We start from the raw sequence: 16,261 nt of genomic DNA on the forward strand, positions 1-16,261 counted from the left end.
TATAAAGGTATCCCGCCTATTTCTCGGCATACTACTTAACCTTCACTTTCAATCCTGTGCCGCTAGCCACCGCGTCAACCGGTCCATATACGCCGCCGTCTCTTCGACGAAGGCCATGTGCCGGCTGTGGGCAAAGAGCGTCCATTCGGCATTGGGCAACTCATCCACCATGGTTTTGGCGATCAGCGGGGTACAGAGGTCGTTGACCCCACTGGTTACCAGCGTGGGTGTCGTGACCTGCGCTAATTTGGCGGTATAGTCATATTGCCCCAAGGTTCCCGTCGGACAGTACTCATTAGGGCCCCAGGCGGTCGTATAAGCCACGGTTCCGCTTCGTTTGGGTCGACGGAGGTATTCGGGCGAATCGGCCGTGACGGGCCCCGCAGCGTGGTTCAGCATGAAGCGCTGATTGGCTGCCAGGTAGGCCGGTGTGGTGAAATCCCCACTGGCCTCCGCCTGGGCAATCGCCGCTTGGTCCGCCGCCGACATGAACCCAATCAGTCGGTGCTGTTCCTGTTGCCACAGCTTGGCTGAAGACAGCGTGCTGGCCAGAATCAGGCTCTGAATCCCTCGGGGCTGGTGATCACAGAGGTAAATGATCGCCAACATGCCGCCCCAGGATTGACCCAACAAATGGACCCATTCGAGTCCTAGATACTCGCGCAGGGCCTTGAGTTCAGCGACCCAGGTTTCCGCCCGCCAGAGACTGGGATCGTCCGGCATGGATGACCGCCCACAACCCAGCTGATCGTACATGACGATCGGCCGACCGGCGGTCTGAGCTAGTTGGTCGAAGGCCTCGAAGTAGTTGTGAGTCGACCCAGGACCGCCGTGTAGTAGAAGTAACGGCGTCTGTCCCTCGTCTAGATCCCCGACGATCCGGTAATAAGTTCGATAGTTGTGAAATGGCATAAAGCCTTCTTGAATAGTCATTGACGGTACCTCACTTTGCGCCTATTATACCGCTAATCTTCGTCGCTATCTGCCGACTTTCGATCGGGAAAGAGCTTAAACACCGCGACCACAATAAAGTTCCACTTGACTGTGACGTTGCGGTACAGTTTATAATGCAAACATACCGACGGGCGATATTCAAACATGGAAGAAGGAATTTAAGATGTCCCATTCAAATAAAAAATTTAGCAATGTTCAAGAATGGCTTGGCGTTCCTTATGGGACTGCTAGCCGGTTCCAAAAGGCACAAATTGTTCCGTTTGAACCCAACCAAGACTACAGCCAAAGTGGGCCAGCATCCGTTCAATTTACGGATCCAGCTTTTTTAACTGCCGACAAAGGTGAAAGTGAAGATTGCCTGAATCTGAATATCTGGGCACCAGATAACGTCCAAGAAAAGCTCCCCGTTGTGGTTTATATCCACGGTGGTGGTTGGACTTATGGGGCTAATTCCCAAGACACGTCAGACTTATCCGGTTTGGTCGCCAGTGGCAAAGTCATCGGGGTTTCCATCAACTATCGTCTAGGCGCACTGGGTTGGCTAGAACTCTCCCAATACGGCGGAAAATTCAAAGATGCCAGCAACTTAGGCTTGCAAGATATGATCCTAGCCTTGAAGTGGATTCAACAATACATTGGCGTATTCGGTGGTGACGCCAACCAAGTGACACTTACCGGTCACAGTGCCGGTTCATTTTCACTGTTAACGCTCTTAGCCGTACCCGAAGCTGAGGGCTTATATCACAAGTTGGCCGCATTTTCTGGTTACGCCGCCCGTTATATTCCAGCTTGGTGGGCCGAAGAATTAGCAGATAAAGTTTTAAAGACATTGGACTTAACCTCACCAGACCAGCTATTGACGATTGACGCAAAATCATTAACGACTGCCGTTAATCAAGTTCTACCAACTGACGTTTTGAAACGTGGGAATTTAAACACCCTTTCAATTGGGATTGTCGATGATGAATTTTTACCAAATGGCATTCTAAAGGCTAACCCTGCCGATGTTATTAAGAGTGGCTCGCATAAGGATGTGGACCTAATCATCACGTCAACCACGGCCGAAGCAAGCTGGTATGCCGCTCATATTCCAGACAATGTTGATCCTAAAAACATCGAAGCCGTCATTGATGAAATGGTTTACGATTGCCACATTCCACGCAAACAAGCCGAAGCCATCGCATTACATTGTGGTGCCGGCAAGGACTCACCCCTTACCGTCAGAACGCGTTTCTTTACCGATTACAACTTCACCTTACCAGCTATCCGGGAAGCCCGCGATCATGCCCAAGCCGGTGGTCGAGTTTATCAGTTAAGTGTTGGCCCCGCCGAAGGTTCTCCTGCTTATCATGGCACCGATATGTATGGAATTGTCGGCCAAACTGCCCCTGAGGCGAGTCAAGAACAACGCGATCGTGATCACTTTATTAGCCAGACCTTGCTGAACTTCGCAACCGATCAGTATGAAAAACTATGGTCACCAGTGAAGGCCGACCAATTAGTTATCAAAGATATTGGTCAACGACCTTATAACGGTGTTGAACATGCCAAGACTGTACTACAACTATTTAACGGCATCCCTCGTCCATAATTACTATTTAAAAGGCGGTGATAATCGCCTTTTTATTTGGCAAAAAAAGCCGACACAAGAGAGGATTTAATTTTGACAAAGAAATTTTCATTTTTTTCAAAAGATATTGTTTGCGTCATGTTGGCAACCTTCTTTTACCAATTCAGTATTCAGGCAATTAACCCGCTAATGAACGGCTACGCTCGTCATTTAGGAATTACTAGTGCTTTTGCCGGCGTCATTGTCGGTACTATGAGTATTACGTCAATGTTATTAAGACCTTTTGCGGGCAACTTAACCGATCGGATTTCTAAATATCGTTTAGCTCTAATCGGTGGTAGTTTGTGTGCGATTAGTGATTTTGGCTACTTGTTCGCTGTCAATGCCACTTGGCTATTAATTTTTAGAATCGTCAATGGCATAGGCCTCGTCCTATGTACCGTTTGTCTAGCAACTTGGATGGCCTTCTTAGTCCCCCGACAACATCTTGGTGCCGCGATGGGATATTACGGTTTATTGAATGCTCTGGCAATGGCGATTGCACCGGCTCTAGCAATCAGTATCTACCAACTGTTAGGCTATAAATTCATTATCATTCTGGCAGCCCTGAGCGCTGTAACTATGGTCGTTGTCATCCAATTAATCGAAAACCGTGCAGAATCTTCAATTGACTTAAAAGACCAACACTTTAAGATTATTCAACGCGATGCCTTACCCGTCGCCATCATTTTTTCACTTCTGTCGATCCCCTACTTCGTTACCCAGGCCGACATTGTCATGTACGTTCAAGAACGACATTTAAAGATTACCGTCAGTCTGTTCTTTCTCTGTTACTCACTTGTGTTGATCATAATTCGAATACTATTAAAGAATTACTTTGATACGATTTCATTTGGTATCTGGTTTTCTATCTGCATTATTGCCACAATGGGCTACATCATCCTACTCACCATCATGCAAAACAACTTGGAAATGATCTTAGCAGCTGGTCTAATGGCCGTTGGCTTTGGCGTGATGGTTTCCGTTTCCCAATCAACTGCCCTCTTGCTAGCGCCCATGAAAGAACAGGGGCTTGCGAACGCGACTTACTATTTGGGAAGTGATATTGGTATGTCACTGGGACCTATCATTGGCGGTATCTTGCCAACAGTTTTCCCACTCAGATTCTTTTACCCAATGATGTTGGTGATCGTGCCTTTAACGGCCATCCTGTATTTAAGTAATCGGCATCAACTCAACTCCGCAGTTCAGTATAATTAAGACCAGCAAGCGTGCGGCAGAAGGCGAAGCGCTGGCTATATAAGGTTAGAAATGCAGCCTCACTAAACACAAGAACCCTGTCCACAAACCGGATTATGTCGCCGGCTGTGGGCAGGGTTCTTGATTATTCAAAATGACCAACTACTTTGCGCTCAAACGCCGTTAATCTTCGTCGCTATCTGCCGACTTTCGATCGGGAAAGAGCTTGAACACCGCGCGATAGAAGTAATCAGAGGCGTAACCAATGACGAAGATGCCAAGGATCATCGACCCATACAGTTGTCCTACGAAGAGACCCCAGTGATGAACCGGAACGTTGGTGATGATAAGCATCGTGGTTCCCCAAGCGATCAGCCAGGCCGGCACCAGGGTGAATTTCATGATAGTTCCCTGCAGTAACAAGACGATCGTGGTCAAGATGCCAAACATGATGGCACTGGGCCACATCTGCCCGAGAAAGGGAATCTGCATGAGCCGATAGGTCATCAACCCAAAGCCAATTCCCAAGGCAAAACTCAACAGAATATTCCAGACCTTATCCTTCGGGAACCCGGCCCCAAAGAAATACGAGACCGCGATGAAGGCTGCCGATCCCATCCACAGTGAGAAACCACTCATGATCAGGCTATAAACCAGAGTGAAGAGGCCGACCCCGATGGCATCGACCCAGAGCATTTTACTAATTTTCAAGATGATTCTCCTTTACTTTAATCACTTGTCCGCAGAAATAGTGTCTAATTAGGATAGTTTACGGGATGGGGCCGTTACGTGCAAGAGAAACCTCACTAACCGGGACAAATCAACCGCATCACTACTACAGAAAGCCCTTTCACCATCAAATCATTTGTGCTAACATTCACATGTAGGCACTAACCCTCGTCAGTTAAGGAGGTTCCAGCATGAAATCTGTTTATGTTACGGGTCCTGGTAAAGTCGCTTGGAAAACCATCGACGCCCCGCAAGTGGGCCCAAATGATGTGTTGTTGCAGATGAAAGCTTGTGGTATCTGTGGGTCGGATGCGATGTACACCCGTATTGGCGGGATTCCACCCCGTCAGGGCGCCACACCGCTAGGCCACGAACCCGCCGCAGAAGTTAGCCAGATTGGGGCCAACGTCAAAGGCATCGCGGTCGGCGATCACGTGGTTATCGATACTCTGAAATTCACAGATGGGCTGTTAGGCAGTGGTGGTGCTCAGGGAGGGCTCTCCGACTTCGTCCTAGTCAAGGACTTCCAGCCGGGACACCAACTTCGGGTCATCCCCAAGGACATTCCGTGGCAAGTAGCCGCATTAAATGAACCCATGGCCGTCGCGGCTCACGCCGTTAATCAAACGCAGCCTAAACCAGGTGACAAAGTTGTCGTCTTCGGTGCTGGTCCAATTGGCTTAGGGGCCCTCCTCAGCTACAAGCGAAAGGGCGTTGCTAGTGTCGTTGTGGTGGACATCATCCAGTCTCGTTTAGATAAAGCCCTAGAAATTGGCGCTGATGCCGTCATTAATTCTGCCAAGGAAAGCGTCGGCGAACGGTTAGTGGCCCTGCAAGGTAACGGTGCCAGTGGTTTCATGCGGGGTGTCCATCCCGCAACTGACATCTATCTGGATGCCGCCGGCGCTGCGCCAGTCTTCCAAACCGTACTCGACATCGCCAAGCACGGGGCCACGCTGGGTGTGGTAGCCGTCTACACTAAACCGGTGGAATTGAATTTCGCCAACGTTCTGACCTCGGAACTCCATGTGGTCTGGTCCATGGGCTACCCGACGGAAATCTTCGAAGTCACCGATGACATCATCGATCACCCCGACAAATACGCCAAAATTATCAGTAATACCTTCCCGTTCGACCAGGCCCTCGATGCCTTAAAGATGGCGCGAACCCCTGGTGCCGCGGACAAGGTAGTCGTCACCTTTGATTAATTAACATCATTTAACGCCTTCTCAATTTGCTCGTTGCCGATCGGGAAGGCGTTTTTATATTTTTTTGATTGTCGCCCTCCCTACTAATGCCGTCACGGCGCCCCTTGTCCCAACTTGCGAAAGGGCTTACTATTGAGACAGGAGTATTTATCTTCAAAAGTCAGGGGAGGCTTTTCTAATGTTTAAAACTGGAATCAAAGTGACCGCCATTGCGGCGTTGCTACTGGGAATCGGATTGTTCAGTCCAGTCACCGCTCACGCTCAATCGGATTACAAGATTACATCGACTCAGGACGTGACGCCGGAACCATACTATGTCGCACGCAACATCAGCTCACACTATTCATGGGACAAGACCCACACCAAGCGATTAACCTTTCTAAATGAGTTTCAAAAAAACTACAGTGTCTATGTGACCCAGAAGGTTACCATGACCTACAAAGGTAAAGCGACAGCCTACCTACATATTGCGAATAACTACGGCATGGATTACGGCTACGTCACCGCAAAAAGTATGCGCAAGGGATTCAATCCTACCGACACCGACCTCCAACCTTACCAACCTGCCAAGGGTCCCCAATCTCCAGAAATCATGACCGTTAACCGCGTGTCTAAACAAGCCTTCAGCAAGGTTAGTTCACGACTAAACAAGATTACCTATTACCGTACGACGAAAAAAGTGAAACTTAACGCCGATTTTACGAGCTACATGAATGTCGGTTCTACAACCCTTTCAACGACAATTCCCGCTGGAACTATCGTCGGTGGCTATCGAACGTCTAACGACCTAGCAATTGACACAGACGCTTTAAGCCAAAACTTTTTACGTTCAGGTTATCGGCAAGGGCTGTGGGTCGCTGGTGGGGAACTGATCACCAGCCCCGCTAAAATTAAGGCATTCAAACAAATCAAACGCCCTGCTTATCTTCCCAAATATGACAGCTTTGGTCTCTTGTACTCCGGCGGAATCAACGCTATTCGAAATCAGAAGGCCATTTTATCAAAACAGAGTGTTCAAATTACTTCCAACGGTTATGTAGAAATTCGACAGAACAATCCTCACGGACAGGCTACCGAATACAACTCGCAGCCACTAGCCTCGGTTAAAATCAAACGAACCAAAATCAAAGGCCACACACGTTATTTGTATTTGGCCAAATCCTTAAAGGGCTACAAAACCACCAAGGTTCGCTATCACGGCAAACGACAGTACCGCTTGGCTTTGGTTAACCAGCAAAAGACTTACGCCATCAAGGACCCCGGAACCGACGAATTCACCAGAACGACGTATTACGGCGGCCTAACATTCGGTGGTAAGACGTTCTACACTTCTTATGGAACGGTTTCGAACGCGAAATAAACTGCAAGTTTGATTATTCAGTTACATAAAAGAGGAGTGGATAAATAACATTATCCACTCCTCTTTTATCTTACACTCACCAAATTAAAACCATTAAACTAACGTTTTGTCAAAATGATATAATCGGTTTCTCACTTCATCAGGAGTATTCGTAACCTTGTTCCAAGGATGATACGTAGCACCCATATAGATATCGCCACCTACGATGTGAATACCTTCCAGTTCAACACCATATCCTGGCTTACCTTGTTCCGCCGTATAATTTCCCCAGTTCTCATTAATAAAAATCTTTGGAGAACCAACTGTCTTCGAACCAACTGCAAACTTCCAGATATTCTTAGCTGCTGAACCCACTTCAGGATCACCAGTACCTGCTTCACATACCACGTAGGCATTCCCATTGTTGGTCAACGCAATCCCTTGTAGTGAGCAAACATCCACGGGCTGATTGCTATTTGTAATCTTTGGAGGAACCACATTGAACAGATCTTCCTTCTTCTTGCCATTAAAATCACTAGCATTTCGATAATTGGTTCTCCCAATTGACACCTCATTCGTATTCGACTTTCCAGCTGCCTTGAATAAGGACTTAATGTCGGACATTGCATAAAGTGCCATGTGACTCGTATTACCTGGAACAAAGACCCACAAAACAATGTTAGCCTTTGCGCTGTCTACAGAAAATTCTACTCGCTTAGGTACGCCAGCACTTTTACTAACACCAGCATTATTCATAGACCCAATACGCAGCAGATCATGGTAAGAAACTGTTGCATTCTGATCAACCAAAGAAACAGGCACCTGCGTCAACTGAGTACCATAACTACCATCACTACTCCCCTTAGTCGTAATCAAAAGATACGTTTCACCATTGTCATTGTACACATCCATCGATTCACAATGACCTGCGAAATAAGTCTTATCACCATCCGTATAGCCCTTAATTGTCAACATGGAGAGCGGTGTACTGATACCACCTTCGACGAAGTTATACTTAACAATTTCTTGCTGAGACTTCCCTTTAGAAACGAAAATCCCATAACCAATATTGCTCTGTGCTGGATCCAGTACGAAGTTTTGCATCGCGTTATTCGGCACCAAATCCGTCTTCTCAAAATCAGATAATAAATGTGTTGTAATAGTCATACTTATCATTCACCTTTACAGTTTTTTGTCATCAGCGCCGATAACAATGATAAGTATATCTAGTTTTAAACCGTAGCACGTGCGTATTTCGTGCCTTTTTAAGCGAAAAGAACGGACCAGAAAAACTCTTCTGGTCCACATTTCTTATTCCTCCTCACCTTTGAACAACGTTTTTAACTCCTCATCGTGCCGAGCTAAGGTCACCTCATGCTCGTGGAGCTTGCCATCAATCGCCCTATGTTCCCAATCCTCGTGCTCCCGATTCACATGAACCTCATGGGCTAGCGACTTGACGGCCTCGCTAAGATCTCGGTTCTGTTCATTCAGCGGCCTTAAAATAATCATCCGAAAGAGATAAAATATCCCACCGCATATCGTTGCCATAAGTCCTAATAGACTTGCCCAGTCCTCAATAGTTAGTCCGAAAACCTGCATTCCCAATCACCTCCCTCCAGAATAATCAGCGATCACCGATTATTATTGATCTGCCGCTTATAGTTTTGGTAGGCGGCTTCAACCTTTGCCGTAGCATTTTCTTTCGAAATAGCCTTGCCGAGATTTGCCATCTCATTAATTAAAAATTGCACTGCTGCTTCCCGACGATCGGCGTTGGTCATTCCTGACATCGCTGACAACTCGGCTACAATTGTTTGGGCAAAGTTGTCAGCAATTTCCAGATCACGCTTCAGCCGTTCGTCCTTCTGAGCCGCAATTCTGGCTTTAATCAATGGCCGTAGCAAGGCATAAACAGCGGGGATAACCGTTAAACTAAACGTTAACCAGACTGTCGCATCTATCGTCTGCGCCATTATCACATTCACCTCCCTCTTCTCGGACCCTAGCAAAAAGGACAGACCCATCAGTCTGCCCCTGGCCCTAGCACCATTCTAGGGAAACTTTTACTGTCATCCGTGCGGGTTTTGTGCTTTTTAACCTAGCATCGAAATCCCAGTCGCTTCGCTACCGTATTGAAGAAACGGGTCCGCTTACGACTCGCGGCGCTACGACCGATGTGTAGCTGATACGCGACACCTGTAATTGTTAGTATCGAATCCCGCTTAAAATACAACGCCGTAATAATTGCCTGTGTATCCTCATCACTCTCCGCCAACGTCTCTGCGATCACTGCTTGATTCTCACGTAATAATCGCAGATAGCGATCTGTGGCAATCGTTATGGCTACCCGCGTCTGCCGATGCTTGCTCCCATCTTGCGATCGTTCAATCGTTACCTCGTCACCCGGCCAATAAGGCACTGCGATCTGCTGTTCACGTTCCCGAATGTACTGATCCGTACTCGGATAATCATGTAGGATGTCTTCAATGTAACGAAATGTCCCAATTCTCAAATTACCCCCACCTCTCCAAGTGATCATTAATCTTTAACCTGCCGACTCTCACTCAAAGCGTAGTCATAGATAGATTTTAAGTTAGCTATTGTCAGCACCGTTGACTCACATTTCCAAAATAATAATTGTTGATCGTCAAACGTAATCGTTCGCTGACCATTCAGATACAGCGTCGATTCAATCACCCGCGGATGGGCGTGTCGCAGGCTCTCTGTCGCCTCTAAATTACGAACAAGTTCACTTGTTGTCATTCATGACATCATCCTTTCTCGTTAAGTTGGTACCCCTTACCTTTAGACTCAGTGGCCCTGTTTTCCTTTGATCCAAGCTGGAGCTGATCAACTAACTGAAACGTTGGCTGCAACCACTGGGCATCAATTTCCAAAATAGCCATAACCTCTCGATGACTATACCCCGCCAATCGTAATTGAAAAACATTTTCGCTGATCCGATTGGCCTCATCTACCGGAAGTTCTTGCAACGACCGATGCCGATAGGGGACTGGGACACCACGACAAGCTAGACTTTGTAACGTCTTGAGTTCCTTATCTCCATCTGGAATTGCCACCAACGAACACCCGTGACGACGTTCAACATTGTCAATCTGCTTGATGATTGCCCGCCGATAAGCCAATGCCAGCTGAAGATATCGTTTTTTACGTTGGACATAACGTGCTAAAAGTTGATTTAGTTTCATTCTTTTCACCTCTTTATTATTGCTTAATAAGCTAAAATAACACGCTTTAAAACGGTTTTACCGTAAACGAGTGTATGTAAAGTCCCCCGTTATCTTCATAACGGTTATTCTCGGTTTCCGATTTAGGTCACTAATTTCTTCCTATCAATCCTCACTTCTTACCACACCTCTGCCAGCATTAACACTACGCGCATTTAATCCCACCAAGTTAGTCATCCCATTTACAGAAACGCCGTTTAACAAATTGATTATATAACGGTTTAACCGTAATTACAATGTTTTTTACCGGAAAAATTATCTTTTCATCAGTGAAATATTGCTTTTATCCGTTAAAGTTCTATAATATAAGGTGTAGTGAACCAGCACATTAACTGATAATCAAAACTAGAGACCCACCGCTCACACCAAAGGATCAGGAGGAACTACCAATGAATAACAAAGAAGTCGTGGCACAGAACTTGGATAATCTCATGCACCGCCATAGTGTCACGCGAAGTAAGCTCGCTGACGACTTGGGAATTAAGTATTCCACCCTATCCGATTGGCTGAACGGGCGAACCTACCCGCGCGTCGGGGCTATCACCCAACTGGCAACCTATTTCAACGTCTCCCCCTCTGCCATTGTAGATAGCACGGAGCCCAGTGAAGTCTTACAAGGCGTTGTTTCTATCCCCATTATCGGAACGATTGCGGGTGGCTCACCCATCTTAGCCGACGAACACATCGAGGGTTACGTCAAAGAACTCAAGGCCGGTCTCCCTGTGGGTGAACTCTTCTACCTGCGGGTTAAAGGCCACTCGATGGAGCCCACCATTAAAGATGGATCACTGGTCCTCATCAATCGCCAACCAGAGGTCTCAGACGGCGACATTGCGGCCGTCCTCATTAACAATGAGGCCACACTGAAACGCGTCACCATTCAGGATGGCAAATACATTCTGATCCCCGACAATAAAGATTATCCCCCGATTCTACTCGACCAAAGCAATGAAAACCGCATTCTCGGTAAGGCCATTCGGGTCACCATTAATTTAGAATAAGCCTTCACAAAATAGGGCCACCACAGTTAGTCAAAACTAACCGTGGTGGCCCTTTCTACTTAATAATTATCGTCGTGTTTCACATGAAACATCCTAGCTGAGTTTGGCCAATTCGGCTGGCGTATAGGCATAATCCACGTGCGCCATCCCCGGAACCTCGTCCCAGGGGACGGGATAACCGGCACCGTGCGCACAGAACACGGAACCCGGGGTATTCGGCAAATCCCCGACCGGGTCGTACGCCTGTGCCGCCACCACCTCATCGGCATTGTGACATGGGCGATAGCCATCGATCAGGCACTCCAATTGGCCCTTGCCATGTGTATAGGCATTGACCTCCTGCGCATAGTCCTGCATGGCGGTCACCGGGGCGGTTCCCGTCAGCACAGCCATCTCACCCGCATCCACCGGTGTGTCAAAGTCACCACTCATCCGTTGAATATCCGTCATGGCGCGACCAATTTGATCCTGACCTACTTCCAACCGGAAACGATACCAGGGTTCCAACAGTTGAAGGCCGTCATTTTCACGAAGCATCATCAGGCCCTGACGCACCGCGCGCCACGTGGCCTCCCGGAAGTCACCGCCGACCGAATGGACAATGCTGGCGCGACCAGTCACGAGAGTAACCTTGGCATCTGTAAGGGGTGATCCTGTCAGAACGCCCAGTTGTTCCTTGGCGCGAAGATTCGATAACACTTGATGTTGCCAGTTTTTTCCGAGGATCTCCAACGAACAGTCCGCTGCAAAGGTCAGACCACTGCCCCGGGGCGCCGGTTCAATCAACAGGTGAACCTCCGCGTAATGCCGGAGGGGTTCGAAGTGACCGACCCCCTCAACGGCCTTTGTGACGGTCTCCTTGTACAGAATGCTTCCGGCATCAAAACCAACATCCAATTGAAAACGGTCGTGCAGAATCTGTTGGAGAATTTCCAATTGAACGGTCCCCATGATTTGAACACGAATCTCCTGCAGGTGGCTGGACCATGTGACGTGGAGCTGTGGATCCTCATCTTCCAATTGCCGAAAGATCGTGAGGCAGTCATGCAGATCGTGGCCTTGCGGATCCACCGCATAGGTTAGTACCGGCTGAATCTCTGGCGTGCGCTCATCCGCCACATTACCCAGTCCCTGACCGGGATAGGTGTCTGTTAGATTGGGGATTGCACAGACCTCACCGGCCGCGAAACTCTGCCGAATTTCAAATTTAGTGCCGTTATAGACCCGGAGCTGGTTGACCTTCTGTTCCCCGAGTAGCACGGTCTTGGTGGCCAGCTGGCCCCCAGTGATCCGTAACCAGGTCAGCCGCACCCCCTTGTCGTCATGCGAAATTTTGAAAACCTTGGCACCGAAATCTGGTGTTGTCACAGGATCGCTGGTCCAATGGGCCAAGCCCGCTAGAAAGGCGGAGACGCCCTCGAGCTTTAAGGCTGATCCGAAGTAACAAGGGAAGACCTTGCGCTGGCGAATCAACTGCCGGACAGTCTGGTCGGCAACCGCACCCGTATCCAAGAACTGTTCTAGGACGGCGTCGTCTTGCATTGCCACGTCCTCATAGGCATCCTCGGGAAGTGTCGCCGCCGTTCCCTGGTCAAAGGCCAAGCAGCCCGGCGAGAAGGTCGTTTGAAGCTGGTCGAGAACGCGATCGCGATCGGCCGTCACGGCATCCATTTTATTTACAAAGATAAACGTGGGAATCTGGTAGTGATCCAGCAAGCGCCACAGGGTTCGCGTGTACCCCTGAATACCATCGGTGGCCGAGACCACCAGAATGGCGTAATCCAGCACGCTGAGTACCTGTTCCGTCTGGGAGGCAAAATCCACGTGTCCCGGAGTATCGAGGAGCGTTAGGGTCAGGTCTTGTATAGTCAGGCTAGCTTGATGGGAAAAGATGGTAATCCCCCGTTGCTTTTCGAGGGTGTCCGAGTCCAGAAAGGCGTCGCCGTTATCGACGCGGCCTAACTCCCGCACGGCGCCCGCTTGGTATAACAGGCCCTCCGAGAGCGTCGTCTTCCCGGCGTCGACGTGGGCGACGATGCCCGCTGTGATTTTTGGCATGGATCATGACTCCTTTCTTGAAACTATTTCTTCTGGTGATGCTTCAAAAGCTTTTTAGCCTGTTTCATCGAAATTACTTTTCCCTTAACCTTAGCCTTCTTGTTCCACGTTGGCAATTCTGCTCGCACCACACGCGTGAGTGCTTCGGCTCGTTTAGCTGGGAAAATTTTCTGATCGGCCATCATGGCAAATAGACTGATCAACCCTTCTAATCGTTCAATATAGCCGCCGGGTTTTTCCTCACATAGCCATTGACTATACTGCCGTATCACCGGCGCCGTCCAATCGGCTGGCTTCTGGATGTGCTGCGCATACAAGGTGTCAGCCACATCACTCAGCGCCTCGATAGCATCTGACGAGTGCCAAGACGGCATCACTGGATAGGTCTCGCGTTGTGCCCACAGTTGTAAAGCCAGCTTGATCCCCTGTGAATGTACCTTAAATGCCGTTAACCGTCGCCAATGATGACCATCGACCTGACTTTGATGATTCTGTAGTAGCTTCATCCGATCTTCTTTCCTCAAAAATGCTTCAACTGTATCCGTTAAAGAAGCCGGATCCGTACTGAAATCATACTCTGCGTGCAGCTCATCCAAGAGTTTATCCAAGCCATCAGCAGATACGGCTTGTTCCGCGTACAAGCGATCAACACCGCCGGCCCGGTTCAGATCTGCCATGTAAGCTTGAACTGCAGTGTTATCTGACGGATCGATGTCAGCCTCCCGAAGCCCCTGAAGGAGTAACTTAGATGGGCCAAAGTGCCAGCCATCTTGAGCCTTTGCAATCATTTCTGGGGCAGCGGCGGTCACGTAACGTTGGTAGGTGGCCGCCTTCTTGGCGTTCAGCCAACCATTCTCTCCTACGAATGCCAACAGGCCATTCAAGGCTGGCGCAATCAAGCTATACTCCGCTGGCATCAAATCTAGATTGGACACAAAGTAACCTGTCATGACCCCGGTAATGGCGTATTTAGTCCACGACTTAGGCGTCTTACGATACTCGCCATAGGCTTGGTCTACCAGAGTCTCCAGCACCAGTCCTAATAGATCAGTATTGACCCCTTTCGACCGCTTCTGCCATGCTGCGCTCTTAACATAGGCTGCCAGCCAGTCACTCGTGTATGCTTTTATGTCCTGGGAGGTGCGCTCTTGCCAGGCTGGGAGACCATCGTCACGCGGTGTTGTGAAGTCGAGTCCGGGGCCTTCCATTCCCGTCGCCGCTTCAAAACTTGCAAGTTCGACACCCAAATCATCCGGATTGATTCCCAATTGATTGGTGCGACTCAGGTATTGTAACAAGGCTCGTAAGGTGTCATAGGACACAATGAAAGCCGCGTCATCTTCCTCAGAATTACTATTATCTAGATCATCAGCCGTTGACGCCAGTGGCCCTAGTATTGCAAATAAATCATCGCCATCCCAATCACGTAGCGATTTGGAAGTGACCATCCCCATGAATTCGCCAATGTGGGTGAAGGCCGACTTTACATCCTCTTCTGGATAATAGGCGACATCTTGAAACTCGGGTGATTTCACAAATTTGGGCCAGTATGGAACAAGTTCATTCTCCGGCTTGGGCATGCTTAAAAACTCCCTTTCAGTTGGCTAATTTCGTTTTATTTATTTCCAGTTATTGTCTTCCCAATTATACCGGGTTTTACCCGCAGGATCAGTAAAAGCCGGTCAAGTTTCAACCGGCTTCCGAATATTGACTTAAGCAGCCCCTAATTTGCGAGAATGGCGGCTCAACAGTAACGCCAAGGCAATGTAAATAGCCGCGACCGCCGTGAGCACCAAGAACATCCTCTGATAACCAACAGCTTCGACGACCCAACCCAAGACGACGGCACCTAGACCCATCCCTAGGTCGTAGGAATTCAGGAACATTCCCGTCGCTGTATCTCGATTGGCCAACGTCGTTTCTTTAAAGATCCAGGCCTGAAGCGTCGGATAAATGGCCCCATCGGCCACACCGTAAAGGACACCTGCCACCAACAATAACCAGTTGCGATCGACAAAGGCAATCATCAACACACCCGCGGTCAAAAATACCGTATTCAACAGCAGAATTGCCCGCGGTCCCCGGTGGTCGAAGGTCCGGCCCACGATTGGCCGAATCACAACTCCAGCAATGGCGGCCACGAAGAAGAACCCGGAGATTACACTCAGATGGCGAATTTCCGCGTAAATTGGCGTGAAGGTCATCACGCCACTCATTAAGACCCCTAGGACGAAGACTAAGCCACATTGTGGAAGAAACTGTCTGTCGAATACGGGTGCGGCTTCCACCGCCTCAGCGGCCTGCTGGGTGGGTTTGCTCGTACCAAAGATGGCCAGCATAGCCGCAAAGAGAATCCCGATGCAGGCTAAGAAGAAGACCGCAAAACCGTGACGATGCACCAGATCCAGGGCCAACAGCGGCGCCAGAGAAGCCGTCACCATGGTCCCAATCCCGAAGTACCCCATCCCTTCCCCGATCTTGTCATTCGGCAATTCAGCTGCCGCCGAAGTGGCGAAATAGGTCGTGGTGATGCCGTGACCGAGACCGTTGAACAACCGCAGAAGCACCAGCAGTCCGAAACTACCGAGTAACGGGTACCCGACCGCCGCCAAGAGGTAGAGGAGAATGCCGACGACCAGGAGGACCTTTTTACTGAACCGATCCGAGAACCACGGCACGAATAGCCGCGTGATCAGAGCCGCAAACATGATGGCCCCCACGAAGATCCCAATTTGCGCCGGTGACATCCCCAAGTGCTTTCCGTAGAGAGGCAAGACCGGCACCTGCATGTTGTAAACCATGAATAGCAGGGCATTCCCGATTAAAATTAAAATGAAATTACGACTCCAGTACGACGTTTGCATGAAAAGATTCCTCCCTGAAAGACAAAAAAGGCCAAATAAGATGAGCGA

16 protein-coding genes are annotated in these 16,261 nt (G+C 48.9%); 5 read left to right on the top strand and 11 right to left on the bottom strand.

Going from position 1 to position 16,261, the window contains the following annotated elements; translation table 11 throughout:
* Nucleotides 1-48 precede the first annotated feature (48 nt).
* Nucleotides 49-933: a proline iminopeptidase gene (pepI, locus tag EKM70_RS04235; protein ID WP_125545559.1), complete on the bottom strand. Its 885-nt coding sequence runs from the start codon at nt 931-933 to the stop codon at nt 49-51.
* Nucleotides 934-1,117: 184 nt separating this feature from the next.
* Between pepI and EKM70_RS04240 the strand changes: the two genes are divergently transcribed.
* Together EKM70_RS04240 and EKM70_RS04245 are read left to right on the top strand one after the other, a co-directional pair.
* Nucleotides 1,118-2,545 carry a carboxylesterase family protein gene (locus tag EKM70_RS04240; protein ID WP_125545561.1) on the top strand — a complete coding sequence of 476 codons (1,428 nt, stop codon included), beginning with the start codon at nt 1,118-1,120 and terminating at the stop codon, nt 2,543-2,545.
* 72 nt (nt 2,546-2,617) lie between these two features.
* Complete coding sequence (locus EKM70_RS04245; protein ID WP_125545563.1) at nt 2,618-3,784, top strand: MFS transporter; 1,167 nt, start codon at nt 2,618-2,620, stop codon at nt 3,782-3,784.
* A 162-nt stretch (nt 3,785-3,946) separates the two neighbouring features.
* Here EKM70_RS04245 and EKM70_RS04250 read toward each other — a convergent pair whose 3' ends face one another.
* The gene (locus EKM70_RS04250) at nt 3,947-4,474 is read right to left on the bottom strand and encodes a DUF1097 domain-containing protein (protein WP_125545565.1); all 528 of its coding nucleotides are present in this window, start codon (nt 4,472-4,474) and stop codon (nt 3,947-3,949) included.
* A 209-nt stretch (nt 4,475-4,683) separates the two neighbouring features.
* Between EKM70_RS04250 and EKM70_RS04255 the strand changes: the two genes are divergently transcribed.
* Both EKM70_RS04255 and EKM70_RS04260 read left to right on the top strand, forming a co-directional pair.
* Nucleotides 4,684-5,700 carry a zinc-dependent alcohol dehydrogenase gene (locus EKM70_RS04255; RefSeq protein ID WP_125545567.1) on the top strand — a complete coding sequence of 339 codons (1,017 nt, stop codon included), beginning with the start codon at nt 4,684-4,686 and terminating at the stop codon, nt 5,698-5,700.
* 178 nt (nt 5,701-5,878) lie between these two features.
* Nucleotides 5,879-7,060 carry a hypothetical protein gene (locus EKM70_RS04260; protein WP_125545569.1) on the top strand — a complete coding sequence of 394 codons (1,182 nt, stop codon included), beginning with the start codon at nt 5,879-5,881 and terminating at the stop codon, nt 7,058-7,060.
* A 93-nt stretch (nt 7,061-7,153) separates the two neighbouring features.
* Here EKM70_RS04260 and EKM70_RS04265 read toward each other — a convergent pair whose 3' ends face one another.
* From EKM70_RS04265 to EKM70_RS04290, 6 genes are all read right to left on the bottom strand, one after another.
* On the bottom strand, nt 7,154-8,206 hold the full coding sequence (locus tag EKM70_RS04265) for a helveticin J family class III bacteriocin (RefSeq protein WP_125545571.1): 1,053 nt from the start codon (nt 8,204-8,206) through the stop codon (nt 7,154-7,156).
* A gap of 144 nt (nt 8,207-8,350) precedes the next feature.
* Nucleotides 8,351-8,551 (bottom strand): hypothetical protein, encoded by a 201-nt coding sequence (locus tag EKM70_RS04270; protein WP_125545573.1) that lies wholly within the window; start codon nt 8,549-8,551, stop codon nt 8,351-8,353.
* Nucleotides 8,552-8,673: 122 nt separating this feature from the next.
* Nucleotides 8,674-9,015, bottom strand: a complete 342-nt coding sequence (locus EKM70_RS04275) for a phage holin, LLH family (RefSeq protein ID WP_164506326.1) — start codon at nt 9,013-9,015, stop codon at nt 8,674-8,676.
* A 125-nt stretch (nt 9,016-9,140) separates the two neighbouring features.
* Nucleotides 9,141-9,554 carry a transcriptional regulator gene (locus EKM70_RS04280; RefSeq protein WP_164506327.1) on the bottom strand — a complete coding sequence of 138 codons (414 nt, stop codon included), beginning with the start codon at nt 9,552-9,554 and terminating at the stop codon, nt 9,141-9,143.
* Between the two features lie 26 nt (nt 9,555-9,580).
* Nucleotides 9,581-9,805, bottom strand: coding sequence for a hypothetical protein (locus tag EKM70_RS04285; protein WP_125545579.1), 225 nt, complete (start codon nt 9,803-9,805; stop codon nt 9,581-9,583).
* Between the two features lie 8 nt (nt 9,806-9,813).
* Complete coding sequence (locus tag EKM70_RS04290) at nt 9,814-10,251, bottom strand: hypothetical protein (RefSeq protein WP_125545581.1); 438 nt, start codon at nt 10,249-10,251, stop codon at nt 9,814-9,816.
* 428 nt (nt 10,252-10,679) lie between these two features.
* Here EKM70_RS04290 and EKM70_RS04295 point away from each other — a divergent pair, with 428 nt between their 5' ends.
* A complete protein-coding gene (locus EKM70_RS04295) occupies nt 10,680-11,291 on the top strand; it encodes a LexA family protein (protein WP_125545583.1) in 612 nt (203 codons plus the stop codon).
* A gap of 93 nt (nt 11,292-11,384) precedes the next feature.
* Here EKM70_RS04295 and EKM70_RS04300 read toward each other — a convergent pair whose 3' ends face one another.
* The 3 genes from EKM70_RS04300 to EKM70_RS04310 form a co-directional block, all read right to left on the bottom strand.
* Entirely contained in the window at nt 11,385-13,349 is a 1,965-nt protein-coding gene (locus tag EKM70_RS04300; protein ID WP_125545585.1) for an elongation factor G, read from the bottom strand.
* 23 nt (nt 13,350-13,372) lie between these two features.
* Complete coding sequence (locus tag EKM70_RS04305) at nt 13,373-14,929, bottom strand: hypothetical protein (protein WP_125545587.1); 1,557 nt, start codon at nt 14,927-14,929, stop codon at nt 13,373-13,375.
* Between the two features lie 132 nt (nt 14,930-15,061).
* A complete protein-coding gene (locus EKM70_RS04310) occupies nt 15,062-16,213 on the bottom strand; it encodes an MFS transporter (protein WP_125545589.1) in 1,152 nt (383 codons plus the stop codon).
* Nucleotides 16,214-16,261 lie beyond the last annotated feature (48 nt).

This window comes from Levilactobacillus lindianensis, from assembly GCF_003946095.1.
Lineage (GTDB): Bacteria > Bacillota > Bacilli > Lactobacillales > Lactobacillaceae > Levilactobacillus > Levilactobacillus lindianensis.

Excerpts from the sequence above, each read along its gene's own strand:
- EKM70_RS04295 (WP_125545583.1), top strand. The coding sequence starts at position 10,680 with ATGAATAACAAAGAAGTCGTGGCACAGAACTTGGATAATCTCATGCAC.
- EKM70_RS04290 (WP_125545581.1), bottom strand. The coding sequence starts at position 10,251 with ATGAAACTAAATCAACTTTTAGCACGTTATGTCCAACGTAAAAAACGA.
- EKM70_RS04260 (WP_125545569.1), top strand. The coding sequence starts at position 5,879 with ATGTTTAAAACTGGAATCAAAGTGACCGCCATTGCGGCGTTGCTACTG.
- EKM70_RS04300 (WP_125545585.1), bottom strand. The coding sequence starts at position 13,349 with ATGCCAAAAATCACAGCGGGCATCGTCGCCCACGTCGACGCCGGGAAG.
- EKM70_RS04285 (WP_125545579.1), bottom strand. The coding sequence starts at position 9,805 with ATGACAACAAGTGAACTTGTTCGTAATTTAGAGGCGACAGAGAGCCTG.
- EKM70_RS04270 (WP_125545573.1), bottom strand. The coding sequence starts at position 8,551 with ATGATTATTTTAAGGCCGCTGAATGAACAGAACCGAGATCTTAGCGAG.
- EKM70_RS04275 (WP_164506326.1), bottom strand. The coding sequence starts at position 9,015 with ATGGCGCAGACGATAGATGCGACAGTCTGGTTAACGTTTAGTTTAACG.
- EKM70_RS04310 (WP_125545589.1), bottom strand. The coding sequence starts at position 16,213 with ATGCAAACGTCGTACTGGAGTCGTAATTTCATTTTAATTTTAATCGGG.
- EKM70_RS04305 (WP_125545587.1), bottom strand. The coding sequence starts at position 14,929 with ATGCCCAAGCCGGAGAATGAACTTGTTCCATACTGGCCCAAATTTGTG.
- EKM70_RS04255 (WP_125545567.1), top strand. The coding sequence starts at position 4,684 with ATGAAATCTGTTTATGTTACGGGTCCTGGTAAAGTCGCTTGGAAAACC.
- EKM70_RS04265 (WP_125545571.1), bottom strand. The coding sequence starts at position 8,206 with ATGACTATTACAACACATTTATTATCTGATTTTGAGAAGACGGATTTG.
- pepI (WP_125545559.1), bottom strand. The coding sequence starts at position 933 with ATGACTATTCAAGAAGGCTTTATGCCATTTCACAACTATCGAACTTAT.
- EKM70_RS04240 (WP_125545561.1), top strand. The coding sequence starts at position 1,118 with ATGTCCCATTCAAATAAAAAATTTAGCAATGTTCAAGAATGGCTTGGC.